The following is a 25,607-nucleotide window of genomic DNA, read 5'->3' as shown; positions in this document are numbered from 1 at the left end:
CTCCTCCTGAATCAACACAAGTGAATGCTCGCGACGGCGCGCGGTGGTTAAGTGTCCCTCACGCACGGGTGTGATCGCGAAAGGGGCTGGTCATCACATGCCAGAGCCGAGAGCGTGGCAGTTCACGGCGGGTTCCGCCGCCCTCGGACTCGTCCTGGCCACCGCGGCGGTGACCGCGTCCGGACCGTGGGACGGGGGTCAGCGTACGGCGGAGCGGGCCCGCGCCGCCGCCCCCTCGGCGGGTGTGACGCGTCACGCACCGACCCCGGCCGCCGCCCCGCCCCGGCCCGCCGCGCCCGCCCCGGCCCCGAGCGCCCCCGGCGTCCTGCGCGCCCTCGCGGCCCCGGACGCCACCGCCCTCCCCCCGACCGGGACGACGACCGGGACGACGACCGGCCCGTCGACCGGCCCCTCCCGCACGCCCGCCACCCGTCCGGCCGATCTCGCCGCCACCCTCGTGCCGCTCCTCGCCGACCCCGGCCTCGGCTCCCTCCGCACCGCCTCCGTCGTCGACACCGCCACCGGCACCCAGCTCTTCGGCGAGGGCGCCGGAACCCCGATGACCCCCGCCTCCACCGTCAAGATCGCCACCGTCGCCGCCGCCCTCTCCGCCCTCGGCCCCGACCACCGCATCCCCACGACGGTCACCGCCACCCCCGACGGCCGCACTGTCACCCTCGTCGGCGGCGGCGACCCCACCCTCGACCCGGCCCGCCTGAAGTCCCTCGCGAGCGACACCGCCCGCGCCCTGAAGAAGCGCGGCCACACCTCCGTACGCCTCGCCTACGACACACACCTCTACAGCGGGCCGACCGTCCACCCCATCGGCCCCAACGAGAACCTCGCGCCCGTCACCGCCCTCATGACCGGCGAAGGCCGCCTCGACGGCAGCCGCAGCGGCCCCGCCCCGCGCACCGCCGACCCCGCCGGCGACACGGCCACCGCCTTCGCCGACCTCCTCAAGGCCGCCGGCATCACACTCACCGGAGCCCCGGCCCCCGCCCCGAACGCTCCGCCGAAGGCCGCCACGCCCGCGAAGGACGCCGCTCTCGCCCGTACGCACTCCGAGCCCCTCGCCGACCTCGCCGAGCGCACCCTCACCCACAGCGACAACGACCTCGCCGAGGCCCTCGCCCGGCAGACCGCCCTCGCCCGGAAACAGCCCGCGAGCTTCGACGGCGCGGCCAAGGCCGTACGGGACGAACTCGCCGGCCTCGGACTGCCCCTCGCCGGAGCCCGCTTCGCCGACGGCAGCGGGCTCGACCGCCGCGACCGCGTCTCCGCGGCCCTCCTCACCGGCCTGCTCACCCGCGCCGCCGACCCGGCACGCCCGGCCCTCCGCCCCGTCCTCACCGGCCTGCCCGTCGGCGGCTTCACCGGCACCCTCGCCGGCCGCTTCGGCACCGCCCCCGCGGGCGCCGGACTCGTCCGCGCCAAGACCGGCACGCTCACCGGCGTCAACACCCTCGCCGGCACCGTCGTCACCGCCGACGGCCGCCTCCTCGCCTTCGCCTTCCTCGCAGGCCGCACCGTCTCCCCGTACGAGGCCCAGCCCGCCCTCGACCGCCTCTCCGCCGCCCTCACCGGCCGCTCCTGACCCCGCCCGCCCCCCCGCCCCGCAGGAGGACGAGCGGCCCGAACCAGCCCCGAACAGGCGCGGAGCCCGTACGGTTGACGCATGACGAGCATCGGTGGCGCAGGCACATCCGGGATGGTCGACTGGAACCTCGCGGTCGCGACCGCGACCCGCCTCGTGCGGCCCGGACCCGAAGTCAGCCGCGACGAGGCCCGCGAGGTCGTCGCCGAACTCCGCAAGCACGCCAAAGCCTCCGAACGCCACGTCCGCGCCTACACCCGGATGCTCCCCGAGGGCACCGACGTCCACGACACGCCCGTCCTCGTCGTCGACCGCGCCGGATGGGTCAAGGCCAACGTCGCCGGCTTCCGCGAACTCCTCGGCCCACTCCTCGGGAAGATGCAGGAGCGCCGCTCCACCACCCCGGCCAACGCCGTCCTCGGCGCCTTCGGCGGCAAGGTCACCGGCGTCGAACTCGGCATGCTCCTGTCCTTCCTCGCCTCCCGCATCCTCGGCCAGTACGAGACCTTCGCCCCCGCCACCCGCGACCTCCCCGGGAGCGCGGAGGGCGGCGGCCGACTCCTCCTCGTCGCACCCAACATCGTCCACGTCGAACGCGAACTGGAGGTCTCCCCCCACGACTTCCGGCTCTGGGTCTGCCTCCACGAGGAGACCCACCGCACCCAGTTCACCGCCGTCCCCTGGCTCCGCGACCACCTCCAGGGCGAGATCCAGTCATTCCTGGCCGCCACGGACGTCGACCCCGGCACCTTCGTCGAACGGCTCCGCGAGGCCGCCCAGGCCCTCGCGGGCGGCCGCCCCGAGGGCGAGGCGGACGAGCCCTCCCCCTCCCTCGTCGAGATCGTCCAGACCCCCGAACAGCGCGAGATCCTCGGCCGCCTCACCGCCGTGATGTCCCTGCTCGAAGGCCACGCCGACCACGTCATGGACGGCGTCGGCCCCGACGTCGTCCCCTCCGTCGCCGAGATCCGCGAGAAGTTCCAGCAGCGCAGGGCACGCGGCGCCTCCCGCCTCGACCTCGCCCTGCGCAAGCTCCTCGGCCTCGACGCCAAGCTCCGCCAGTACCGCGACGGCGAGCGCTTCGTCCGCGCCGTCGTCGACCAGGTCGGGATGGACGGCTTCAACCGCGTGTGGACCTCGCCCAACACGCTCCCGACCAAGTCCGAGATCGCCGCCCCGGCCGACTGGATCGCGCGGGTGCACCGTAGGGCAGACTCGTGAGACGGATGCGCCGGACGACGTAGGAACGCCACCGGAACCCCCGCCAATCACCCGTCCGAGGGACCCTGGGCGAGGGGTGGGCCGTGCAATGCTCGGGTAAGGGGCGGGTTTCTGTCACCATCGACGCACTCTGAGTGACCGACTGAGTGACCGAACCCCCTGTTCCGACCGTTAAGACACCGACCGAGGCACCCCACCCCATCACGAAGGGCACCGGACATGGGTCCCCATCCTGCGGTCGCGGCGATACGCCTGGCGGTCCGCCGCGTACTCCACGACGTCCTCACCGAACACACCGCCGCGCTCGCCGCGGGCCACTCGGCGACCGAAGAGCCACTCGTCCTCGTCGCGTGCTCCGGAGGCGCCGACTCGATGGCGCTCGCCTCCGCCCTCGCCTTCGAGACCCGCAAGCTCCCCGTGCGCGCCGGCGGCATCACCGTCGACCACGGCCTCCAGGAAGGCTCCGACACCCGGGCCGCCGAGGTCGCCGCCCGCATGACCGCCCTCGGCCTCACCCCCGTCGAGGCCGTCAGCGTCACCGTCGGCCGCGAAGGCGGGCCCGAAGCGGCCGCCCGCGACGCGCGGTACACCGCGCTCGACGCCGCCGCCGAACGCCACGGCGCCGCCGCGATCCTCCTCGGCCACACCCGCGACGACCAGGCGGAGACCGTCCTCCTCGGCCTCGCCCGGGGCTCCGGCATCCGCTCCCTCTCCGGCATGGCCGCCATCTCCGGCGCCTCCGGCCGCTACCGCCGCCCCTTCCTCCAGCTCGACCGCCAGACCGTCCGCAAGGCCTGCATCGCGCAGGAGCTCGCCGTCTGGGACGACCCCCACAACAGCGACCCCGCCTACACCCGCTCCCGCCTCCGCCACGAAGGCCTCCCCGCCCTGGAGAAGGCCCTCGGCAAGGGAGTCGTCGAAGCCCTCGCCCGAACGGCCCAACTCTCCCGGGACGACGCCGACGCCCTCGACACCTGGGCCGCCGACGCCGAGACCGCCGTACGCGACGAGGCGGGCGCCCTGGAGTGCGACAAGCTCCACGGCCTGCCCCCCGCCGTACGCCGCCGCGTCCTGCGCCGCGCCGTCATCGCCGAGGGCGCCCCGGCCGGTTCCCTCTTCGCCCGGCACATCGAGGAAGTGGACCGTCTCATCACCGGCTGGCGCGGCCAAGGGGCCATCAACCTGCCCGGACGGGTGGAAGCCCGCCGCCAGGGTGGCAGACTGGTCATCCGGCAAGGCTGACGAACGCTGCAACGAAAGTGACCCGGGTGAACGAGAAGGACATGGGCACCGACCTCCAGTCGGTGCTCATCACCAAGGAAGAGATCGACGCCAAGCTGGCTGAGCTGGCCGCGAAGATCGACGCGGAATACGCGGGCAAGGACCTGCTCATCGTCGGCGTCCTCAAGGGCGCCGTGATGGTGATGGCGGATCTGGCTCGCGCCCTTTCCACCCCGGTCACCATGGACTGGATGGCCGTCTCCTCGTACGGCGCGGGCACCCAGTCCTCGGGCGTCGTCCGCATCCTCAAGGACCTCGACACCGACATCAAGGGCAAGCACGTCCTGATCGTCGAGGACATCATCGACTCCGGCCTGACGCTGTCCTGGCTCCTGTCGAACCTCGGCTCCCGCGAGCCCGCCTCCCTCGAGGTGTGCACCCTGCTGCGGAAGCCCGAGGCCGCCAAGGTCGCCATCGACGTCAAGTGGATCGGCTTCGACATCCCCAACGAGTTCGTCGTCGGCTACGGCCTCGACTACGCCGAGAAGTACCGGAACCTTCCGTTCGTCGGCACGCTCGCCCCGCACGTCTACGGCGGCTGACAACCCCGCCGGTATTCCTCTCGTACGGGGAACCCGCACCGCCTTCCCCCCGTTGAACCACGGGAAGGCGGTCGCGGGCGACGATGCTGAGGTACCGTCCGAAGAACAGCTTTTTCACATAGCAGCTCTCACAGCAGCATTTTCCTACGGGCAGGAGGGACGGGGCGTTCTCGCTCCGTATGGATGGACGTGAAGCGATACTTCCGTGGGCCGGTCATGTGGATCGTGCTGGCCGTCCTCGCCGTGGTCGTGCTGATGCAGGTCGTCGGCTCGTCCGAGGGCTACAAGACGGTGGACACCGGCCAGGTCGTCCAGGCGATCGACAAGAACCAGGTCAAGCAGGCAAAGATCACCACCGGCGACGACGCGATCGTCAAGATCGAACTCTCCGGTGACACCAAGATCGACGGCAGCAGCAAGGTCCAGGCCAGCTACATCGGCAGCCAGGGTGTGGACATTGCCGACAAGCTGCAGCAGAAGTTCGAGGCCGGGCAGATCGAGAAGGGCTACACCGTCTCCCCGACGAAGCAGTCGCCCCTCGTCTCGATCCTGCTCTCGCTCCTCCCCTTCGTCCTCATCGTGGTCGTCTTCCTCTTCCTGATGAACCAGATGCAGGGCGGCGGCTCCCGCGTCATGCAGTTCGGCAAGTCCAAGGCCAAGCTCATCACCAAGGACACGCCGAAGACCACGTTCGCCGACGTCGCCGGCTCGGACGAGGCCGTCGAGGAACTCCACGAGATCAAGGAGTTCCTCCAGGAGCCCGCGAAGTTCCAGGCCGTCGGCGCCAAGATCCCCAAGGGCGTACTGCTCTACGGCCCGCCCGGAACCGGCAAGACGCTCCTCGCGCGCGCCGTCGCCGGTGAGGCCGGCGTGCCGTTCTACTCGATCTCCGGCTCCGACTTCGTCGAGATGTTCGTCGGCGTCGGCGCCTCGCGCGTCCGCGACCTCTTCGAGCAGGCCAAGGCCAACGCCCCGGCCATCGTCTTCGTCGACGAGATCGACGCCGTCGGCCGCCACCGCGGCGCCGGCCTCGGCGGCGGCCACGACGAGCGCGAGCAGACGCTCAACCAGCTGCTCGTCGAGATGGACGGCTTCGACGTCAAGGGCGGGGTCATCCTCATCGCGGCGACCAACCGCCCCGACATCCTCGACCCGGCACTGCTCCGTCCCGGCCGCTTCGACCGCCAGATCGCGGTCGACCGACCGGACATGCAGGGCCGACTGGAGATCCTCAAGGTCCACCAGAAGGGCAAGCCGGTCGCCCCGGACGTCGACCTCGGCGCCGTCGCCCGCCGCACCCCCGGCTTCACCGGCGCGGACCTCTCCAACGTGCTCAACGAGGCGGCGCTCCTCACGGCCCGCAGCGACCAGAAGCTCATCGACAACAAGGCTCTGGACGAGGCGATCGACCGCGTGGTCGCGGGCCCGCAGAAGCGGACCCGGATCATGTCGGACAAGGAGAAGAAGATCACCGCGTACCACGAGGGCGGCCACGCCCTCGTCGCGGCGGCCTCGCCGAACTCCGACCCCGTCCACAAGATCACCATCCTGTCCCGCGGCCGCGCCCTGGGCTACACGATGGTCCTGCCGGACGAGGACAAGTACTCGACCACGCGCAACGAGATGCTCGACCAGCTGGCGTACATGCTGGGCGGCCGCGCCGCGGAGGAACTGGTCTTCCACGACCCGACCACCGGCGCCGCCAACGACATCGAGAAGGCCACCGCCACGGCCCGCGCGATGGTCACCCAGTACGGCATGACCGAGCGTCTCGGCGCGATCAAGTTCGGCGGCGACAACACGGAGCCGTTCCTCGGCCGCGAGATGGCGCACAGCCGCGACTACTCGGAAGAGGTCGCGGCGCTGGTCGACGAAGAGGTCAAGAAGCTCATCGAGACCGCGCACAACGAGGCGTGGGAGATCCTGGTCGAGAACCGCGACATCCTCGACAACCTGGTTCTCGCACTCCTGGAGAAGGAGACGCTGGGCAAGGAGGAGATCGCCGAGATCTTCGCCCCCATCGTCAGGCGCCCGGCCCGCCCGGCCTGGACCGGCTCCTCCCGCCGCACCCCGTCCACGCGTCCGCCGGTGCTCTCCCCCAAGGAGCTCGCCCTGACGAACAGCGCGAACGGCACGTCGACCGGTTCGACCACCCCCGTGGACACGACCAAGGGCATCGACATCGCCCCGGTCGACACCCCCGAGGACTGATCAACCGCGACACCCGGAATGGAAGCCGCGCCCCCACAGGTTTTAGCCTGTGGGGGCGCGGTTCTTCGCGCACTTCGGTTCAGACGGAACGAGGCACAGAGATGACCGACCCGGTGACGCTGGACGGCGAGGGCACTGTCGGCGAGTTCGACGAGAAGCGCGCCGAGGCCGCCGTCCGCGAGCTCCTCATCGCGGTCGGCGAGAATCCCGACCGCGAGGGTTTGCTTGAGACGCCCGCACGCGTTGCACGTGCATACAGGGAACTGCTGTCGGGGATGCGACAGGAGCCAGAGGATGTCCTGACCACGACTTTTGACCTCGGTCACGACGAGATGGTGCTCGTAAAGGACATTGAGCTCGTTTCCTTCTGTGAACATCATCTTCTCCCGTTCCACGGTGTGGCCCATGTGGGCTACATCCCGGCGGAGACGGGCAAGATCACGGGGCTCTCGAAGCTGGCCCGTCTCGTCGACGTGTTCGCCCGCCGTCCGCAGGTCCAGGAGCGGCTGACGACTCAGATCGCCGACTCGCTGATGAAGATCCTCGAAGCGCGAGGCGCGATCGTGGTCATCGAGGCGGAGCACATGTGCATGTCGGTGCGCGGCATCCGCAAGCCGGGAGCGAAGACGACGACCTCCGCGGTGCGTGGGCAACTTCGTGACGCTACTACGCGTGCCGAGGCCATGTCCCTGATATTGGCACGTTAGGGCGAACTGCCCGTCTTGATCCCTACCGTCCCTGATCAGCGGAACCGATCGCTGATCAAGGGGGCGGTATGGGGTACGGACCGACCAGCAGGATGCTGGTCAACCTGGTGGACGGCTGCACGCAGGCGAAGGACGTGGCTCCGGGCAGCGTGATGTGGACGCTGGACGGGGACCGCACGGTGCGGACGACGGTCGTGGAGGTCACTGCGGCGAAGGCGCGGGCAGCCGTCGACGTGGTCACGGACCACATGGCTTTCACCGTCAGCCCGGATCTGCTGCTGGCCACACCGGACGGCTGGACGCATGCGGGGGACGCGGAGGGCGCGACGGTCGCGTGGACCCACGCGAGGAAGCTGTGCAGGGAACGTCTGACGATCTGGCCGGGCTACGAGTTCGGATACTTCGTCGGCGCGACCTGTGCCGACGGGACCGTCGGCAAGAACTACGTGTCGCTGGTCGTGAACGACGAGGCCTTCGCGAGGCGCTACGCGACCGCTCTCACGGCCTGTACGGGCTTGTCGGCCCGCCTGGAGGCGGTGACCCGGCCGTCCGGCTACCTGAAGCGGGATCTGCCCGGCTTCCGGGTCCGTGTGGTCTCCTCGTACCTCGCCGACGCTCTGCGGCACTACGTGGGCGGGGACGCCCATCACATGCGGCAGCGCTTCCCCCGTGTGGTCCTGCGGGACGGGGAAACCTTCGACGGGTTCCTCGACGGCTATGTCGAGGGTGACGGCTGCCCCATCAAGAGCTGGAACGGACGTGTGATCGCGAGCGCCAACGTTCCCTTCCTGGCCGAGATCGCCCCGATCATCGGGGCACGGTTCACCCCGAGGCCCAAGGAGAAGGGCGTCTCGCGTCTCTGTGTGTCCGACCGCTGGGCCGACCGCGGCACCTTCACCCCCGAGCACCACCCCCTCGACCCGCCGGAATCCTCCTGGATCCAGGTCCACGAGGTCCGTCCCCGCCCCGCCCTCGGGACGAAGCCCTTCACCTTCTACGGCTATCGGCTCGCCCCGCACCCGACCTTCCTGGTGAACGGGCACCTCGTGCGCGAGTCCTGGTAGGCGGTGTCAGGCGGCGGGGGCCCGGTTCTCGCCGTTCCTGTCGTCGTCCTCCGGGAGCCTGCAGACGCGCTCCAGGAAGAGGGCCGCCGCGATGACGGCGATGCCGGCCGCGGTCGCCAGGGCCGCGTAGAGGGCCTGGTCGCGGCGGGCGGGGTTGTCCAGGGAGGAGAGGAGGTGGACGCCCGTGCCGGCGTACATGCCGGCGACGAGGGCGGCCACCAGGGCACTCGCCTGGCCGAAGACCACCGCGCGGGCCGCCATCAGCGGCTCGACGCCCTTGGCGCCGGGGCGGCGCTCGCGCTGGGCCTTGAGGCGGGCCCGGAGGGAGAGGGCGGTCGCGGTCAGGACGACCGCGATCACGGCGAGGACGATCGGCGCGGCGACCGGCACGCTGGGCAGGGTGCCGACCGAGTCCCAGAGCCGGGCGGCGCCCCAGGAGAGGACGCCCGCCGCGAGGAAGAGTCCGGTGAGCACCTTCAGCCGCAGTTCTTTCACCGGGTGTCCTTCGTGTCGTCGCGGGGGCGGTCTGGCACGAGCGTAACGACTACTCCGGGAGGCGGAGTTCCAGGTCGACACGGGGGGTGACGCCCGTCGTGCCGAGGGCGGCGAGGAGTGCGGCGACGGGGCCGTGGCCGGGGAGCTCGGCGGCCGGGTCCACGTCGTTCCAGGGGGCGAGGACGAAGGCGCGCTGGTGGGCGCGGGGGTGCGGGAGGGTGAGGACGGGGTCGTCGGAGACGACGTCCGCGTACGCCACGATGTCGACGTCGATGGTGCGGGCGCCCCAGCGCTCCTCGCGGACGCGGTGGAAGGCCTCTTCGACGGCCTGGGCGCGCTCCAGGAGGGAGGAGGGCGGCAGGGTCGTCTTCACGAGGGCGACCGCGTTGAGGTACGAGGGCTGGGTGCCCGGCTCGACGCCCCAGGGCTCCGTCTCGTACACCGGGGAGACGGCTTTGACCCGGAGGCCGGGGGTGTCGGCGAGGGCGTCGACGGCGCCCTGGAGGGTCTCCAGGCGGTTGCCGAGGTTGGAGCCGAGGGCGAGGACGGCCCAGCGGGGGTTGGAGAGCGTGGTGTCGGCGGCGTCGACGGTCGCCACGACGGACGCGGGTACGGGCTGGACGGTGGGGTCGCTCTGCGTCGGCTTCATCGTCGGCTCCGGGTGATCGTGATGGTGACGTCGTCGAAGGGCACGGTGATGGGGGCGTCCGGCTTGTGGACGACGACTTCCACCTCCTGTACCCCGGCGTGGCTGAGGCATTGCTGGGCGATGCGCTCGGCGAGGGTCTCGATGAGGTCGACGGGCTCTCCCTGGACGACGTCGACGACCTCTTCGGCGACGATGCCGTAGTGCACGGTCTTTGCCAGGTCGTCGTCGGCGGCGGCCGGACGGGTGTCCAGGCTGAGGACCAGGTCGACGATGAACGTCTGGCCCTCCTCGCGCTCCTTGGGGAAGACGCCGTGGTGGCCCCGGGCCTTGAGGCCGCGCAGCGCGACACGATCCACGCGAATCACTCCTGCTGTCGTAGTTCGGGTGGTCACGCAGCCGGTGCGGACGGCCGGGTGTCCACTGTCGAATCTACCTGCGGGGACCGACAACGCTTGCCTTCGGGGGGCCGGGGGCGGGTCAGGCCGTGGATTCGTTGCCGTCCGTGCCGGGGTTTCCTTCGGGCGTTCCGTCGGTGTCGGCGATGACGGGGGAGGCGTGGTGGGACCAGATCCGCCATCCGTCGGGTGTGTCGCGGAACACGTTGGTGGCGACGACGAGCTGGCCGACGAGGGGGCCGAGTTCGGCGCCGTCCTCGGCGGGGCCGCCGCTGAGGATGTTCTCGGTGCAGGTGACGATCGCGGTGGAGCCGGCGAGGGAGATCCGGAGGTCCGTCAGGAAGAACTGGATGTACTCCGTGTTCGCCATGATGAGGGCGTACGAGCGGAGGACCTCGCCGCGGCCGGTGAGGACGGGCCAGCCGGGGTGGACGCAGGTGATGGGGGTGGCGCCGTCGTCGAGCCAGAGGTGGGAGACGGCCTCGAAGTCGCCGCGTTCCATGGCCTCGTAGAAGGCGGTGTTGGCGGCTTCGACGGCCGCCCGGTCGGCCGCGCGCCGGTCGGAGCCGGTCATCTGGCTCCTTCGACGGCGCGGGCGACGCGCACGGCGTCGGCGGTGGCCCGTACCTCGTGGACGCGGACGGCCCAGGCGCCTTCGTGGGCGGCGATGGCGGAGACGGCGGCGGTGGCGGCGTCGCGTTCGCGGGCGGGTGGTGGGGTGGCGCCGTCGCGGGTGAGGACGTGGCCGAGGAACCGCTTCCGGGAGGCGGCGACGAGGAGGGGGCGGCCGAGCGCGCGGAGTTCGGGGAGGTGGGCGACGAGGGCGAGGTCGTGGGGGGCGAGCTTGGCGAAGCCGAGGCCGGGGTCGAGGACGATCCGCTCGGGTGCGATGCCGCCGTCGACGACGGCGTCGAGGCGGGTGCGGAGTTCCGAGACGACTTCGCCGACGACGTCCCCGTACACCGCGAGGCTGTTCATGTCCTTGCTGAAGCCGCGCCAGTGCATGACGACGAAGGGGACTTCGGCGGCGGCGACGGCGGGGATCATGGCGGGGTCGGCGAGTCCGCCGCTGACGTCGTTGACGAGGGTCGCGCCGGCCTCGACGGCGCGGGCGGCGACGGTGGCGCGCATGGTGTCGACGGAGACGGCGACGCCTTCGGCGGCGAGCTCGCGGACGACGGGGACGACGCGGCGGAGTTCTTCCTCCTCGTCGACGCGGGTGGCGCCGGGCCGGGTGGACTCGCCGCCGACGTCGACGAGGTCGGCGCCCTGGGCGACGAGGTCGATGCCGTGTTTGACGGCGGCCGTGGTGTCGAACCAGCGGCCGCCGTCGGAGAAGGAGTCGGGGGTCACGTTGACCACGCCCATGACCGCGCAGCGGTCCCACTCCGGCAGGCCCAGGGCCGTGCCCCGGTCGATCGTCGTCCTCATGCGACCAGCCTAGGGCCAAGGGGTCGGATCAGGCCGCGTGGACCTTCTCGCGCTCCGGTTCCCGGAGGGGCGCGCGGGGTGCGGCGGGCATGGGGGAGGGGATGGCGTGGGTGCAGGGGCGGGGTGCCGGGGCCGGGCGCCTGCGGGTGAAGGGGCGGGGGAGGGAGAGGGTGACGAAGCCTTCGGCGCGCATGGCGGCGAGGCCGATGCGGGGGAGGTCGCGGCTGTTGCGGTAGACGACGAAGCGGGGTTCCCAGCGTGGCCGGAACTTGGCGTTGAACTTGTAGAGCGACTCGATCTGGAACCAGCGGGACAGGAAGACGAGGAGTCCGCGCCAGACGCGCAGGACGGGGCCGGCGCCGATCTTCTCGCCGCGGGCGAGGGCGGAGCGGAACATGGCGAAGTTGAGGGAGACGCGTGCGACGCCGAGGGCGGGGGAGGCCTGGAGGGCGGCGACGATGAGGAGCTCGTTCATGCCGGGGTCGGCGGAGCGGTCGCGGCGCATGAGTTCGAGCGACATGCCGTCGGTGCCCCAGGGCACGAAGTGGATGATCGCCTTCAGGTCGCCGTAGGGGGAGTCGGTGGCGTCGGTGTCGTCGGGGGCGGCTTTGTGGGCGGTCGCTATGACCGCGTCCCCGTCGCCGGGTGCGCCGATGCGGCCGAGGGCCATGGAGAAGCCGCGTTCGGTGTCGGTGCCGCGCCAGTCGGCGGCGGCGCGGCGGACGCGTTCGAGTTCCTCCTCGTCGAGGTCGCGGACGCGTCGTACGCGGGTGGTGTAGCCGTTGCGTTCGATGCGCTTGACCATCTGGCGGACGTTGCGCATGGCGCGGCCCGAGAGGGAGAAGTCGGCGACGTCGACGATGGCCTCGTCGCCGAGTTCGAGGGCGTCGAGTCCGGTCTCGCGGGTCCAGACCTGGCCGCCGGTCTCGGAGCAGCCCATGACGGCGGGGGTCCAGGAGTGGGCCTTGGCTTCGTCCATGAAGCGTTCGATGGCGCCGGGCCAGGCCTCGACGTCGCCGATGGGGTCGCCGCTGGCGAGCATCACGCCGGAGACGACGCGGTAGCAGACGGCGGCCTTGCCGCTGGGGGAGAAGACGACGCCCTTGTCCTCGCGGAGGGCGAAGTGGCCGAGGGAGTCGCGGCCGCCGTGCTGGTCGAGGAGGGCGCGCAGCCGGGTCTCGTCGTCCTCGGTGAGCCGGGCGGCGGGGTGTTCGGGGCGGAAGGCCAGGTAGATGGTGGTGAGGGCGGTGAGCATGCCGAGGGCGCCGAGGGAGTAGCCGACGGTCCAGTCGACGCCGTTGGTGTAGGCGACGGGGCCTTCGATGCCGAGGAGTCCGTACAGGACGTGTTCGAGGCGGTCGGTGAGGCTGGGGTCGCCGACGATCCGGCGCGGGTGGGCGCTGACGACGACGAGGCCGAGGGCGATCGAGCCGGCGCCGACGACGGCGAAGTTGGCGAGGGCCCGCCAGCGGCTGCGTGGGTCGGGCAGGGCGGCGAACTGGTCGCGGTGCCGGATCAGGAGCGAGAGGAGCGCGAGGGAGAGCAGGGCGCCGCAGACGGAGTGGCGCCAGACGAACTGGGCCAGGCCGCCGAGGGGCAGCAGGACGACGGCCGCGCGCCAGGCGCGGCGCTTGTTGCGCTTGAGGCCGTGGGCGAGGAGGAGCAGGAGGACGCCGGCGCTGAGGGAGAGTGCGGCGGAGAGCGGGCCGAGGGTGCCGGGGAGGACTTCGGCGACGGCGTGCATGCGGCTGGCGCGGAAGCGGGGGAAGACGCCGGCTCCGATGTCGATGAGGCCGATGACGGTGCAGGCCGTGCCGACGAGGGCGGGGACCTTCTCGGGGCGGGGGCCGCGGAGAATCCGCCGTACCCGAACCGGAACCGATCCAGATTTGTCCTCATCTAGCGTGACAGACATGGCGTCCCGTACTCCCGTACTCCGGTGGTCTTCGATGCGCCCTCTAGGACGGCGCCGTACGGGGCCGGGTTCACTGGTTCACAGGGAAATCTCAGGAAAGAAGGCTCGGTCGTCTCATGGGGCTCACGAGTAACAAGGTCCTCGTGCTGGCGGTGGCGCTGGCCGTGGTGCTGTTCTTCGCCACGGTGTGGCTGTGGCCGCGGCTCGCGCGGCGCGGGTGGCGCGCGGTCGTGGGGCGGGTGGGGCTGCTGCTCGCGACCCAGCTGGCGCTGTTCGCGGCGATCGGCCTCGCGGCGAACCGTTCCTTCCTGTTCTACGGCTCCTGGGCGGACCTCTTCGGGCAGGAGCAGGAGATGGGCGTGGTCGTCGACCACGCGGCCGGCTCGAAGGACCTGAAGGTCGTCGGCAAGCAGCGGCTGGACGTGCCGGGCGGTGCCCGTCCGGACGTCGGCGGGCAGATACAGAAGGTCGTGATCTCGGGCGAGCGCTCCGGGATCACCTCACCGGCGTACGTCTACCTGCCGCCGGAGTACTTCCAGGAGCGGTACGCGAAGAAGCGTTTCCCCGCTTCGGTGGTCCTCACCGGCTACCCGGGCACCGCGGAAAACCTGATCAAGGGCCTCAAGTACCCGAAGACCGCCTACCTCCAGGCCAAGGAGGGGAAGATGCAGCCGATGATCCTGGTGATGCTGCGGCCGACCGTGGCGCCGCCGCGGGACACCGAGTGCGTCGACATCCCCGGCGGCCCGCAGACGGAGACCTACTTCGCCGAGGACCTGCCGAAGGCGGTCTCGGAGTCGTACCGCGTCGGGACCGAGGCCCGGAACTGGGGCTTCATGGGCAACTCGACGGGCGCGTACTGCGCGCTGAAGATCGCGCTGCACCACCCGGACCGGTTCGCCGCCGGGGCGGGCTTCTCGGCGTACTACCGGGCGGCCGAGGACGTGACGACCGGCGACCTCTTCCACGGCGACGACTCCCTGCGCAAGCGCGCGGACCTGCTGTGGAGCCTGGACCACCTGCCGCAGGGGAAGTCGTCGTTCCTGGTGACGACGTCGAAGCAGGGCGAGGGGAACCTCAGGGGCACGCTCGACTTCATCAAGAAGGTGAAGAGCCCCGCGCGGGTCTCCTCGATCACCCTGAAGAGCGGCGGCCACAACTTCACCACCTGGAACCGGGAGATCCCGCCGGGGATGGTCTGGATGAGCGGCAAGCTCACCGGGGCGTGACCGCGGGTGGGGGCGTGACCGCGGGTCGGGGCGTGACCGCGGGTCGGGGCGTGGGCCTCACTCCGCGGCGCTCGCCCGGCGCAGCGCGCGGTGGACCCCCTCGGGGGTGAGGACGCCGACGGGCCGGCCGTCCTCGCCGGTGACGGTGAGGCGGCCGTCGTCGTGCTGGAGCAGCGCGGCGAGCGCGTCCTTGAGCGAGGTCCCCAGCGGAACGGGTGCCGGGCCGCCGTCCCCGTCCGCCGTGGCCCGGTCGGGTACGGGGTCGAGGTCCGCGGCCGTGACCGGCGTGACGGCGAGCCGCTTGAGCCCCCGGTCGCTGCCGACGAAGTCCGCCACGTACGGGGTGGCGGGGGAGCCGAGCACGGTGGCCGGGGTGTCGAACTGCTCGATGCGCCCCTGCCCGTACACGGCCATGCGGTCGCCCATGCGGACGGCCTCCTCGATGTCGTGGGTGACGAGGAGGACGGTCTTGCGGACGGTCGCCTGGAGGGCGAGGAACTCGTTCTGGAGCCGCTCGCGGACGACCGGGTCGACGGCGCCGAACGGCTCGTCCATGAGGAGGACCGGCGGGTCGGCGGCGAGCGCGCGGGCCACGCCGACGCGCTGGCGCTGGCCCCCGGAGAGCTGCGCGGGGTAGCGCGAGCCGTACGTGGCCGGGTCCAGGCCCACCAGGTCGAGGAGTTCGGCGGCACGCGCGCGTGCGGCGGCCTTCTTCCAGCCCAGGAGCGCGGGGACGGTCGCCGTGTTGTCGAGGACCGTGCGGTGCGGGAAGAGCCCGACCTGCTGGATGACGTAGCCGATCTTGCGGCGCAGGGCGACCGGGTCGACGCCGGAGACGTCCTCGCCGCCGACGAGGATCCGGCCCGAGGTCGGCTCGACGAGCCGGTTCACCATCATCATCGTGGTCGTCTTGCCGCAGCCCGACGGCCCCACCAGGGTGACGAGTTCGCCCTCGGCGACCTCGAAGGAGAGGTCGTCGACGGCCGTCGTGCCGTCCGCGTACCGCTTGGTCACGTGCTCGAACCGGATCATGGTTCCCCATTCTGGCCCCTGCGCGACGGCGGTGTGTGAAGGGTGTGTTGCCGCATTGTGGCGGGTCCCGGCGATTGTCGGCGGCGGGGGTTAGGGTCGACAGACAAACGTTCGGAGCACGTCGACGACCCGGGGGGAGGGGCTGATGGGCACGCCGAACTGCCTGGTCACGAACGACTGGATCTGCGGGGAGTATCTGCGCACGCGGAGCGAGGAGTTGGCGGACGCCACCCTCCAGCATGTGGGAATCACCGTCGCGTCCGTGCTGCTCGCCCTGCTCGTCGCGGTGCCGCTCGCCCTGCTCGTGCGGGCGCGGCCCCGCTTCAAGGGCCCGGTCCTCGGCCTGACCACGCTGCTCTACACGGTGCCGTCGCTCGCCATGTTCTCGCTGCTCCTGCCCGTCTTCGGCCTCTCCGCCGCGCTCGTCGTCACCGGCCTCGTGCTGTACGCGCTGACGATCCTCGTGCGGAACACGCTGGCGGGGCTCGAAGCGGTCCCCGCCGAGACGCGCGAGGCCGCCCGGGGCATGGGGTACGGCACCTGGCGGCTGCTCTGGGAGGTCGAACTCCCGCTGGCGCTCCCGGTCCTGATGGCCGGCGTCCGGATGGCGACGGTCTCCACGATCGCGCTGACCACGATCGGCTCGGTCGTCGGCCGCGGCGGCCTCGGGAACCTCATCGAGGACGCGCTGCCCACCTTCTTCAAGGCGCAGGTGCTCGCCGCCTCCGTGCTGTGCGTGCTCCTCGCCGTCGTCGCCGACCTGCTGCTCCTGGGCCTCCAGCGGCTCCTGACCCCGTGGGCCCGGGTCCGCAGCGCGCCGGGGGGTGCGTGAGATGGGCATCCTGTCGGGCGCCTGGTCCTGGCTCACCACCGGCGCGCACTGGACCGGCGACGAGGGCATCGGGCAGCGGCTCGCCGAGCACGTGTACGTGAGCGGGGCCGCGCTGCTGATCGCCGCCGCGCTCGCGCTGCCGCTCGGCCTCTGGCTCGGCCACATCGGCCGCGGCGGCGCCCTCGCGGTGAACGTGTCGAACGTGGGCCGGGCGGTCCCCGTCTTCGCGGTGCTCGCCCTCTTCATGGTCTCGCCCCTGCGCAACGCCGGGTACGTCCCGACGGTCGTCGCCCTGGTGCTCTTCGCGATCCCGCCGCTCCTCACCAACGCCTACGTGGGCGTCCGCGAGGTCGACCAGGCCGCCGTGCGGGCGGCGCGCGGCATGGGGATGACGGGCGGTCAGACCTTCCTGCGGGTCGAACTGCCGCTCGCGAGACCGGTGGTGATGACCGGTGTGCGCTCGGCGGCGGTGCAGGTGATCGCGACCGCCACGGTCGCGGCGATGGTCGGCCAGGGCGGTCTCGGCCGGATCATCACGGCCGGATTCGCCCTCTACGACACCGCCCAGGTGGTCGCGGGCGCCGTCCTCGTGGCGCTGCTCGCGCTCCTGGTGGAGGGCGTCCTCGTGGGCGCCGACCGGCTGATGGCGGGCCCGGCGCGGGCCGCCGCGCCGGCCGACTGAACTGTGCACGGCTGACGGTTGACGGTTTTCGACGGAGATGGGTGGTCTTGTGAACAGGGTCTCGCGGATCGCGGGTGCGGTGCTGGGGACGACGGCGCTGGCCGTCGCGCTCGCCGCGTGCGGCGGTGACAGCCTGGAGGCGGGCAAGCAGAAGGACGCCTCCGGCGGGTCGTCCGCGGGCGCCGGGACGGAGAAGGGCTCGCTCGTCGTCGGCGCGGCGGCCTTCACCGAGTCGAAGGTCCTCGCCGAGCTGTACGCGCAGTCACTGCGCGCCGCCGGATACTCCACGTCGATCACGACGGTGAAGAACCGGGAGCTGTACGAACCGTCCCTGGAGAAGGGCGAGATCGACGTCGTGCCGGAATACGCGGCGACGATCGCGGAATTCCTCAACGCGAAGGTGAACGGGCCGAAGGCGCCCGAGGAGAAGCCGGTCGCCTCCGGAGACGCGAACGCGACGGTGGAGGCGCTGCGGAAGCTCGCCGAACCGCGCGGACTGAAGGTGCTCGCGGTCGGCGGGGCGGTCGATCAGAACGCCTTCGCGGTGACGAAGGAATTCGCCGAGAAGAACAAGCTGACGACCCTTTCGGACCTCGGCGCGTCGAAGATCAAGGTGAAGATCGCGGCCGGTGACGAATGCGCGGTGCGGCCGTTCTGCGCCCCCGGTCTGAAGAAGACGTACGGGATCGACGTGACCGGTGTCGACCCCAAGGGCGTCGGGACCCCGCAGGCCAAGCAGGCCGTCAAGGACGGGGTCGACCAGCTGGTCCTGACGACCACGACCGACGCCACGATCGAGAACTTCGGCCTCGTCTTCCTGACCGACGACAAGAAGCTCCAGAACGCGGACAACGTACTGCCGGTGGTGAACGCCAAGGACGCCGGGGCGCCCGAGATCGCGACCGCGCTCGACGCCCTCACCAAGGTGCTGACCACGTCGGATCTCGCCGAACTCAATCGCAAGGTCGACGCCGAGCGGGCCAAGCCGGAGGACGTCGCCAAGGCCTATCTGACGGAGAAGGGGCTGCTCGACAAGTAGGTCGCGGGGGAGGGCACTCGGTACGAAACGGAACCGGAAGGGCTGAGGCCCACTTCCGACGGCGAGAAGTGGCCAAGAGATTGCCGGGCCGGGGCTTCACAGGGCGCCTACGCACGGTAAATTTCAGGCCATGCCACGTGGACGCCACCGCCATTCCCCGCCTTTGCACAAACTGCTGCCGCCGTCCGCGGTCGCCGGCGCCGCGGTCGTGTGCGCCGCGGCCGCCTGGCTGCCCGGCGACCTGCTGTTCGTGAGGCTGCTCGCGGTCGCCGCCGCGGCGGCCGCCGTCACCGGTGCCGTCCTCATGCGCGGCTGGGACCGCAGCGCCGGCGCCCGCGTCGCCGAGCTCAGCCGGGCCAGGACCGCCGACCAGTGGAAGGCCGAGGAGCGGGTCGCCGAGCTGGAGTCCGACCTGGAGGAGTCCCGCGCGCTGCGGATCCGGCTCGACGCCAAGCTCCGCGCCAAGCGCGTCGAGCTCGCCGGGCTGCGCGGCGAGCACGCCGACCTCCTGCGCCGGTACGCCACGGCGGAGACCGAGCGCGCCAGCGCCCTCGAAGGCCGCCGCGTCCTCGCCATGGAGACCGCCGCCACGACCCCCGCGGCCGGCGCCGAGGCCAAGGCGCTGCCGGCCGCCGGCTCCACGCCCACCCCGGAGGCGTACCGCAAGGCCGCCCAGGCCCTGCGCGACCTCCCGCGCAACGCCGCCGCGCAGCACGCCAGGCGCACCGCCGAGGCGGCCCGCGAGCGCGACCTCGCCGAGCGGGCCCGCGAGACGGAGGAGCCGCAGGGGAAGCACGCGGCGGCCGCCGGCACCGAGCAGCACAGCCGTACGGCCGCCCCCGCCCTCGCCCCGGCCGCCACCCCGGCGGCACTGCCCGCCGCGTCCGCGCCGACCGGGTCCACGGCGGCATCCGTGCCCGCGCCGACCGGGTCCACGGCGGCATCCGTGCCCGCGCCCCTCGCGCCGCTGCCGAAGCCCGCGTCGCTCCCGGCCGTCCCGGTCGCCGCGGCGATCGTCCCCTACGCGGCCCGCAGGCCCGCCCCGCGCCCCGAGGGCAACTTCGACTTCTTCGGTACGCAGAAGGTGGCGGCGGCCATCGAGGCCGTGCAGCACACCGACCTCGCCGACGTCGTCGGCGACGAGGTCCTCGAAGAGGCGCTCACCGTCGTGCCCGCGTCGGCGTCCGTGCCCCTGGCGCCGCGCACGGTCGGTCAGGTCATCGACCTGACCGCGCACGACGAGACCGAACAGCTCGACGTCGCCGAACTGCGCGGAGCGGTCAACTCCTGACGCGGCGGCACACGAGTGAGGGCCGGGCCCGAGGAATCGGGCCCGGCCCTCGTTCGTGCGCGGCGGTCCCTACTTGTCGATGTCGCCGACGACGAAGAACAGCGACCCCAGGATCGCCACCATGTCGGCGACCAGCGTCCCCGGCAGCAGCTCCACCAGCGCCTGGATGTTGTTGAACGAGGCCGACCGCAGCTTGAGCCGGTACGGCGTCTTCTCGCCCTTGGACACCAGGTAGTAGCCGTTCACGCCGAGCGGGTTCTCGGTCCAGGCGTACGTGTGCCCCTCCGGCGCCTTCAGCACCTTCGGAAGCCGCTGGTTGACCGGCCCCTGCGGCAGCTCCTCCATCCGGTCGAGGCAGGCGTCCGCGAGGTCGAGGGAGTTGTGCGTCTGTTCGAGCAGGCACTCGAAGCGGGCGAGGCAGTCGCCCTCCTCGCGCACCGCGACCCGCAGCGTGTCCTGGAGCTCCCCGTAGGCGAGGTACGGCTCGTCGCGCCGCAGGTCGAAGTCGACGCCCGAGGCGCGGGCGATCGGCCCGGTCACGCCGTACGCGTGCACGGCCTCCCGGCTCAGGACGCCGACCCCGCGCGTACGGCCCCGGAAGATCTCGTTGCCGAGGACGAGCCGGTCGTACACGTCCATCCGCGAACGCACGTCCGCGACCGCCTGCCGCGCCCGTCCGAGCCAGCCGGCCGGCAGGTCCTCCTTCAGGCCGCCGACCCGGTTGAACATGTAGTGCATCCGGCCGCCGGAGACCTCCTCCATCACGGCCTGGAGCTCCTCGCGCTCCCGGAAGGCGTGGAAGACGGGGGTGATCCCGCCCAGTTCGAGGGGGTACGAGCCGAGGAACATCAGGTGGTTGAGGACCCGGTTCAGCTCGGCGAGGAGCGTACGGCTCCACACGGCCCGCTCCGGGACCTCCATGCCGAGCATCCGCTCGACGGCCATGACGACGCCGAGCTCGTTCGAGAAGGCCGACAGCCAGTCGTGGCGGTTGGCCAGCATGATGATCTGCCGGTAGTCCCGCGCCTCGAAGAGCTTCTCGGCGCCGCGGTGCATGTAGCCGATGACCGGCTCGGCCTCCCGGACGACCTCGCCGTCGAGCACGAGCCGGAGCCGGAGCACGCCGTGGGTCGAAGGGTGCTGCGGGCCGATGTTCAGCACCATGTCGGTGCTCTCCGCCGCGCCGCCGATTCCGACCGTCGTCTCCGTCATGCGGGACAGTATCCCCGACCACGCGCGGCCCTCGGAGCCCCACCCGGAACCGGCTGGATCAGCCACAGGAAGTCGCCGAGGCCGCCGCGCGCGGTCAGCTCCGCCGCCTCCCCGGCGGAGGCGAGGGCACGGACGTACGCGGCCGGGTCGCTCGACGCGAGCGCGAGCGGCGGCCGCCCCCCGGAAACCCCGAGCCGCCCGAGCGCCTCCCGCTGACCGACCAACTCGGGCCGCGGCAGCCCCCGGCCCTCCGGCGCCCGCGCGCCCGCCCCGGTCTCCCCGACGGCCGTGGCTCCCGGGTCCCCGAGCGGCCCGCCGGCGTCCATCCCCCCGCCCGCGTCCAGCCCCCCGCACGCGTCCATCGCCACGTGGGCCGTGATGTCGCAGGTCCCGTCCGGTACCGGCGGGACCTCGCGGCCCGCGCGGAAGCCGGTCAGCGTGCCGAAGGGCGGGCGGCTCTCCCGTACGTGGGCGTAGTCGACCGCCACCGCGCGGCCCGCCGCGAGCGCGGCCACCGCCGCCGCCCAGGCCTCGTCCCGGGGCCGGCCGATCTCCGCCCGCGCGCCCGGCTCCCCCAGCGGCCACCAGCGCGCCAGCCACTCCGCGTCGGCGCCCGTCACGGGCGCGGCGAGCCGCTCCGTACCGTCGGGGCCGACCTCCACGTACCGGGCGACCCCCGCCGCGTCGGCCTCGGCGACGTCCACCGGCACGTTGTCGAGCCACTCGTTCGCGAAGAGGAGCCCGCGGACCCCCTCCGGGATCCGGTCGGTCCACGTCACGCGCGGGTCGAGTCCCTCGGGCCGCGCGGCGCGCTCCACCGCGTACGCCCGCACCACGAGGTCGCCGGAGGCCGCCGCGAGGACCCCCGCGAGCAGCTCCCCGCGGCCCGCCCCCACGTCCACGAGGTCGACCTCGTCCGTCCCCAGCTCCGCCGCGACCTCACGGAGCAGCCGCGCCACCGCCCCCGCGAAGAGCGGCGAGGCGTGCACCGAGGTGCGGAAGTGCCCCGCGGGCCCCTCGGGGCGCAGGTAGAAGCCCCCGGGGCCGTACAGCGCCCGTTCCGTGGCCTCGCGCCACCTCTGCCACCCCTGGTGCTCCCGCCGCTGACACGTCTCATCCGTCACGTGCCCCAGTCTCCACCTCGGGGAGTACGGGCTCCGCGCCAAGGATCGACCCCACGGCTGATCCCCGGGCCCTCCGCTCTTCCCTACTCTGGGTGACGTGCAGCGCGTCTACGACTTCCTCCGCAGACACCCGACGGGCGTCGACACCTTCTGGGCCGTCGTCCTCTTCGGGTTCTCCATGCTGTGGGTGGGCACGGCCGCCGACCGGGGCAACAACCCCTTCGCGCTGGCTGCCGTCGCCGCGCTCTTCTCGGTCGTCGTCGCCCTGCGGCGGCGGATGCCCGAGAAGATGCTGCTGCTCACGGTCGCCCTCGGCGTCGTCCAGCTGGTCTTCGACCTCGAGGTGTTCTCCGCGGACTTCGCCATGTTCGTGATCGTCTACACGGTCGCGGCGCACGACGGCCCGCGCTGGGCGTCCCGGCTGGCGCTGGGCGGCGGGCTCTGCGCCGCGCCGCTCGCGATGCTGAGATGGCCGATGGGCGGCGGCGAGACCACCGCGGCCAACGTCTTCTTCCTGATCGTCATGACCGTGCCGTTCGCCCTCGCCTGGGTCCTCGGCGACTCGCTCCGCACCCGCCGCGCGTACTTCGCGCAGCTGGAGGAGCGGGCCTCCCGCCTGGAGCGGGAGCGCGAGGCACAGGCCAAGGTCGCGGTCGCCGCCGAGCGGGCCCGGATCGCCCGCGAGCTGCACGACGTCGTCGCGCACAACGTGTCGGTGATGGTCGTCCAGGCCGACGGCGCCGCCTACGTCATGGACTCGTCCCCCGAGACCGCCAAGCAGGCCCTGGAGACCATCTCCAGCACCGGCCGCCAGGCGCTCGCCGAGATGCGCCGCCTCCTCGGCATCCTGCGCACCGGTGAGCACCAGGAGGCGGGGGAGTACGTGCCCCAGCCGGACGTCCAGCAGATCGAGGAGCTCGTCGAGCAGGTCCGCGCCGCCGGCCTCGCCGTGGACTTCGCGATCGAGGGCAGCCCGCGCCCGCTGCCCAGCGGCGTCGAGCTCACCGCGTACCGGATCGTGCAGGAGGCCCTCACGAACACGCGCAAGCACGGCGGACCCGAGGCGGGCGCGAGCGTCCGGCTCGTCTACTTCGACGACGGGCTCGGCCTGCTCGTCGAGGACGACGGCCGGGGCGCGCCGCAGGAGATGTACGAGGACGGCGGCGCCGACGGCCGCGGTCATGGTCTGATCGGCATGCGGGAGCGCGTCGGGATGGTCGGCGGCACGCTGGACGCGGGACCGCGGCCCGGCGGCGGTTTCCGGATCAGCGCCCTGCTCCCGCTCAAGACCGCCCACTAGAAGAGGTTCCCGAGATGTCCATTCGCGTGATGCTCGTCGACGACCAGGTGCTGCTGCGCACCGGGTTCCGCATGGTGCTCGCCGCCCAGCCGGACATGGAGGTCGTGGCGGAGGCGGGCGACGGGGTGGAGGCTCTGGAGGTGCTGCGTTCGACGGCGGTGGACGTCGTCCTGATGGACGTGCGCATGCCGAAGCTGGACGGGGTGGAGACGACGCGGCGGATCTGTTCCCAGCCGGATGCCCCGAAGGTGCTGATCCTGACCACCTTCGACCTCGACGAGTACGCGTTCTCGGGCCTGAAGGCGGGCGCGAGCGGCTTCATGCTGAAGGACGTGCCGCCGGGCGAGCTGCTCGCGGCGATCCGCTCGGTGCACAGCGGCGACGCGGTGGTGGCGCCGTCGACGACCCGGCGGCTGCTCGACCGCTTCTCGCCGATGCTGCCGTCGACGGGCAGCGAGACGCGGGCCGCGGACAGCGCGATCCAGCGGCTGACGGACCGGGAGCGCGAGGTGATGATGCTGGTCGCGCAGGGCCTGTCGAACGGCGAGATCGCGGCCCGGCTCGTCCTCTCGGAGGCGACGGTGAAGACCCACGTCGGCCGCATCCTGACCAAGCTGGGCCTGCGCGACCGCGTCCAGGTCGTGGTGCTCGCGTACGAGTCGGGCCTCGTCCGGGCGGGCGGCGGCGCGGCGTAGACGCGGCCGGCGCGGGTCGGGTCGGCACGGGACGGGTCGGGTCGGCACGGGACGGGTCGGGTCGGCGTGAACCCGGCCGGAACCGTCAGGCACCGGCCTGATCGGCGCATCCCCGGCCGGCGCGTCCCCGGCCGCCGCGTCCCCGGTCGGCGCGTCCCCGGCCGGCGCGTCCCCGGCCGGCCGGACCCGGCCTCCCCGGATCCGGCCGGCACCGGCTCGGTCGGCGCGTGTCCGGTCAGCGCAGGACCGACTCCAGGAAGTCGCTGCCGAGCCGGGCGACCACGGCGACGTCGAGCTGGTGGAGCACGTAACGGCCCCGGCGCTGGGTGGTGAGGAGCCCCGCCTTCCGCAGGACCGCGAGGTGGCGGGAGACCTCCGGCGCGGTGATGCCGTGCGCGTCGGCCAGCTCGCCCGTCGTGTACGCGGCGCGGGCGAGGCCGCGGCAGAGCCGCATGCGCATCGGGTGGGCGACGGCCTCCAGCCGCAGGGTGACCTCCGCGGTCGTGGCGGCGCCGCCGAGGTCGCGGGTGGGGACCGGGTACTGGACGACCGGGTGCCAGCCGGGCGCGGACAGTGCCAGGAGGTGCGGCCAGCCGAAGGCCGTCGGCAGAAACGTCACGCCCGAGCCCTCGGCGGTCGTCCGACCCTGGACCAGCTTGTCGACGACGATCCGCGCGCCCCGCTCGTCCTCCTCCAGGACCATCGCGGAGGAGGCGGCGGAGACGGCCTCGCCCAGCCCCTTGCGGCGCATCAGCTCGGTCTTGTGGCGCGCGTCGGCGGCGAGCTGCACGCCGACCCGGCGCCAGGTGTCCGCGAAGAAGGCCTCGTCGCAGTCCTCCAGGAGACGCCGGACCCACGCGCGCGTGGCGGGCGGATCGGCGAGCATCCGCTCGACGAACGCGGCCTGGCGCGGACCGCGCGCGGCGGCCAGGTCGAGGGCGCGGCGGCGCATCCGTTCGTCGACGAGCGGGGAGGGGAGGCCCGTCGTGTAGTACTGCGTCGCGCAGGAGATCTCCAGCGCGGCGCCCACGTACTTCTCGTCGTCCATGCGGTCGAGGTCGTCCAGCTCCTCCCCGAGCGTCTCGCGGGGCCGGGCCGGCAGCAGGATGTCGGAGCGGGTGGAGCGCCACATGAAGTCCGCCTCGTGGAGCCGGTCCGCGAGTCCCGGCTTCAGGGCGGCCGAGGTCGTGGTCGTCCAGGCGTGCAGCCTGGGGTGGTGCGCGGGCTCGGCGAGGGCGTGCAGGGCGGCGCCCAGCTCGGCCAGGGGCGAGGGGCAGAAGACGACGCGCTCCTGCGGCAGTCCGGTGATGTCGATCGTCACGCTCACACCCCCATGGTGCGGGGTGGGGCGGGGGCGGTGTCGCGCCGTTTGACGGGTGCCGTCAATCGGCGCGCCGGGCCGCCCGGGCCCGGCGCACGGTGAGGCCATGAACGCGCTGCACCAGTACCTCTTCGACACGTACCGCGCCGAGCGGCTCGGCGAGCCGATGCCGCCGGCGCCCGGCACCCACGACCTCGCGGTCCTGCGGCGGATCAGGGACCGGCGCCTGGACCGCCGCCGCCTCGAACGGGCCCTGGCGGGCCGCCCCGCGCGCGGCGGCGGGCTCAGGGCCGTCCTGCTCCGGTGGACGCGCCCCGGCTCCTGCTGAGCGGTGCCAGCGGT

25 protein-coding genes are annotated in these 25,607 nt (G+C 72.6%); 15 read left to right on the top strand and 10 right to left on the bottom strand.

Annotated elements, in window-relative coordinates; all coding sequences use genetic code 11:
• Positions 1-97 precede the first annotated feature (97 nt).
• The 7 genes from dacB to AB0G79_RS28975 all read left to right on the top strand — a co-directional run bounded on the left by dacB (position 98) and on the right by AB0G79_RS28975 (position 8,623).
• On the top strand, positions 98-1,597 hold the full coding sequence (gene dacB / locus AB0G79_RS29005; protein WP_360811565.1) for a D-alanyl-D-alanine carboxypeptidase/D-alanyl-D-alanine-endopeptidase: 1,500 nt from the start codon (positions 98-100) through the stop codon (positions 1,595-1,597).
• 81 nt (positions 1,598-1,678) lie between these two features.
• On the top strand, positions 1,679-2,818 hold the full coding sequence (locus AB0G79_RS29000; RefSeq protein WP_360811563.1) for a zinc-dependent metalloprotease: 1,140 nt from the start codon (positions 1,679-1,681) through the stop codon (positions 2,816-2,818).
• Positions 2,819-3,037: 219 nt separating this feature from the next.
• On the top strand, positions 3,038-4,060 hold the full coding sequence (gene tilS, locus AB0G79_RS28995; protein WP_360811561.1) for a tRNA lysidine(34) synthetase TilS: 1,023 nt from the start codon (positions 3,038-3,040) through the stop codon (positions 4,058-4,060).
• Positions 4,061-4,101: 41 nt separating this feature from the next.
• Positions 4,102-4,641, top strand: a complete 540-nt coding sequence (hpt, locus tag AB0G79_RS28990; protein ID WP_030219931.1) for a hypoxanthine phosphoribosyltransferase — start codon at positions 4,102-4,104, stop codon at positions 4,639-4,641.
• A 183-nt stretch (positions 4,642-4,824) separates the two neighbouring features.
• A complete protein-coding gene (ftsH, locus tag AB0G79_RS28985; RefSeq protein ID WP_360811559.1) occupies positions 4,825-6,852 on the top strand; it encodes an ATP-dependent zinc metalloprotease FtsH in 2,028 nt (675 codons plus the stop codon).
• Positions 6,853-6,953: 101 nt separating this feature from the next.
• A complete protein-coding gene (folE, locus tag AB0G79_RS28980) occupies positions 6,954-7,559 on the top strand; it encodes a GTP cyclohydrolase I FolE (protein WP_360811557.1) in 606 nt (201 codons plus the stop codon).
• A gap of 68 nt (positions 7,560-7,627) precedes the next feature.
• Positions 7,628-8,623, top strand: a complete 996-nt coding sequence (locus AB0G79_RS28975; protein ID WP_360811555.1) for a hypothetical protein — start codon at positions 7,628-7,630, stop codon at positions 8,621-8,623.
• Positions 8,624-8,629: 6 nt separating this feature from the next.
• Here AB0G79_RS28975 and AB0G79_RS28970 read toward each other — a convergent pair whose 3' ends face one another.
• The 6 genes from AB0G79_RS28970 to AB0G79_RS28945 all read right to left on the bottom strand — a co-directional run bounded on the left by AB0G79_RS28970 (position 8,630) and on the right by AB0G79_RS28945 (position 13,508).
• Entirely contained in the window at positions 8,630-9,118 is a 489-nt protein-coding gene (locus tag AB0G79_RS28970) for a DUF3180 domain-containing protein (RefSeq protein WP_360811553.1), read from the bottom strand.
• Between the two features lie 49 nt (positions 9,119-9,167).
• A complete protein-coding gene (gene folK / locus AB0G79_RS28965; protein ID WP_360811550.1) occupies positions 9,168-9,767 on the bottom strand; it encodes a 2-amino-4-hydroxy-6-hydroxymethyldihydropteridine diphosphokinase in 600 nt (199 codons plus the stop codon).
• Entirely contained in the window at positions 9,764-10,123 is a 360-nt protein-coding gene (gene folB, locus AB0G79_RS28960; protein WP_360811548.1) for a dihydroneopterin aldolase, read from the bottom strand. The genes folK and folB overlap by 4 nt, the downstream gene beginning before the upstream one ends.
• 121 nt (positions 10,124-10,244) lie before the next feature.
• Positions 10,245-10,736, bottom strand: coding sequence for a nuclear transport factor 2 family protein (locus AB0G79_RS28955; protein WP_360811546.1), 492 nt, complete (start codon positions 10,734-10,736; stop codon positions 10,245-10,247).
• Positions 10,733-11,593 (bottom strand): dihydropteroate synthase, encoded by an 861-nt coding sequence (gene folP / locus AB0G79_RS28950; protein WP_360811544.1) that lies wholly within the window; start codon positions 11,591-11,593, stop codon positions 10,733-10,735. The genes AB0G79_RS28955 and folP overlap by 4 nt, the downstream gene beginning before the upstream one ends.
• 28 nt (positions 11,594-11,621) lie before the next feature.
• Entirely contained in the window at positions 11,622-13,508 is a 1,887-nt protein-coding gene (locus tag AB0G79_RS28945) for a phosphatidylglycerol lysyltransferase domain-containing protein (RefSeq protein ID WP_360811542.1), read from the bottom strand.
• Between the two features lie 116 nt (positions 13,509-13,624).
• Here AB0G79_RS28945 and AB0G79_RS28940 point away from each other — a divergent pair, with 116 nt between their 5' ends.
• Positions 13,625-14,737: an alpha/beta hydrolase-fold protein gene (locus tag AB0G79_RS28940; protein WP_360811540.1), complete on the top strand. Its 1,113-nt coding sequence runs from the start codon at positions 13,625-13,627 to the stop codon at positions 14,735-14,737.
• Between the two features lie 57 nt (positions 14,738-14,794).
• Here the strand turns inward: AB0G79_RS28940 and AB0G79_RS28935 are convergent, their stop codons facing one another.
• Entirely contained in the window at positions 14,795-15,769 is a 975-nt protein-coding gene (locus tag AB0G79_RS28935) for an ATP-binding cassette domain-containing protein (protein ID WP_360811538.1), read from the bottom strand.
• A gap of 145 nt (positions 15,770-15,914) precedes the next feature.
• On the opposite strand from AB0G79_RS28935, the gene AB0G79_RS28930 reads away from it, so the two are divergent.
• The 4 genes from AB0G79_RS28930 (at position 15,915) to AB0G79_RS28915 (ending at position 19,613) form a co-directional block, all read left to right on the top strand.
• Positions 15,915-16,601: an ABC transporter permease gene (locus AB0G79_RS28930; RefSeq protein ID WP_360811536.1), complete on the top strand. Its 687-nt coding sequence runs from the start codon at positions 15,915-15,917 to the stop codon at positions 16,599-16,601.
• Position 16,602: 1 nt separating this feature from the next.
• A complete protein-coding gene (locus tag AB0G79_RS28925; RefSeq protein ID WP_360811534.1) occupies positions 16,603-17,283 on the top strand; it encodes an ABC transporter permease in 681 nt (226 codons plus the stop codon).
• A 37-nt stretch (positions 17,284-17,320) separates the two neighbouring features.
• Complete coding sequence (locus AB0G79_RS28920) at positions 17,321-18,322, top strand: ABC transporter substrate-binding protein (RefSeq protein WP_360811532.1); 1,002 nt, start codon at positions 17,321-17,323, stop codon at positions 18,320-18,322.
• A gap of 130 nt (positions 18,323-18,452) precedes the next feature.
• Complete coding sequence (locus AB0G79_RS28915) at positions 18,453-19,613, top strand: hypothetical protein (protein ID WP_360811530.1); 1,161 nt, start codon at positions 18,453-18,455, stop codon at positions 19,611-19,613.
• A 69-nt stretch (positions 19,614-19,682) separates the two neighbouring features.
• Here the strand turns inward: AB0G79_RS28915 and AB0G79_RS28910 are convergent, their stop codons facing one another.
• Together AB0G79_RS28910 and AB0G79_RS28905 are read right to left on the bottom strand one after the other, a co-directional pair.
• Positions 19,683-20,825, bottom strand: coding sequence for an NADH-quinone oxidoreductase subunit D (locus AB0G79_RS28910; RefSeq protein WP_360811528.1), 1,143 nt, complete (start codon positions 20,823-20,825; stop codon positions 19,683-19,685).
• Complete coding sequence (locus tag AB0G79_RS28905) at positions 20,822-21,949, bottom strand: SAM-dependent methyltransferase (RefSeq protein ID WP_360811526.1); 1,128 nt, start codon at positions 21,947-21,949, stop codon at positions 20,822-20,824. The genes AB0G79_RS28910 and AB0G79_RS28905 overlap by 4 nt, the downstream gene beginning before the upstream one ends.
• Before the next feature lie 97 nt (positions 21,950-22,046).
• Between AB0G79_RS28905 and AB0G79_RS28900 the strand changes: the two genes are divergently transcribed.
• Positions 22,047-23,249: a sensor histidine kinase gene (locus tag AB0G79_RS28900; protein ID WP_360811524.1), complete on the top strand. Its 1,203-nt coding sequence runs from the start codon at positions 22,047-22,049 to the stop codon at positions 23,247-23,249.
• Between the two features lie 14 nt (positions 23,250-23,263).
• Positions 23,264-23,944 carry a response regulator transcription factor gene (locus AB0G79_RS28895; protein ID WP_360811522.1) on the top strand — a complete coding sequence of 227 codons (681 nt, stop codon included), beginning with the start codon at positions 23,264-23,266 and terminating at the stop codon, positions 23,942-23,944.
• 235 nt (positions 23,945-24,179) lie between these two features.
• Here AB0G79_RS28895 and AB0G79_RS28890 read toward each other — a convergent pair whose 3' ends face one another.
• Positions 24,180-25,265 carry a DUF5937 family protein gene (locus AB0G79_RS28890; protein WP_360811613.1) on the bottom strand — a complete coding sequence of 362 codons (1,086 nt, stop codon included), beginning with the start codon at positions 25,263-25,265 and terminating at the stop codon, positions 24,180-24,182.
• Between the two features lie 106 nt (positions 25,266-25,371).
• Between AB0G79_RS28890 and AB0G79_RS28885 the strand changes: the two genes are divergently transcribed.
• On the top strand, positions 25,372-25,593 hold the full coding sequence (locus tag AB0G79_RS28885; RefSeq protein WP_360811520.1) for a hypothetical protein: 222 nt from the start codon (positions 25,372-25,374) through the stop codon (positions 25,591-25,593).
• The last annotated feature ends 14 nt before the right edge of the window (positions 25,594-25,607 follow it).

This window comes from Streptomyces sp. NPDC020807 (assembly GCF_040641575.1).
Taxonomy (GTDB): domain Bacteria; phylum Actinomycetota; class Actinomycetes; order Streptomycetales; family Streptomycetaceae; genus Streptomyces.
Note: the sequence above shows the minus strand (reverse complement) of the source record. Positions and strands in the feature narration are given on the sequence as shown.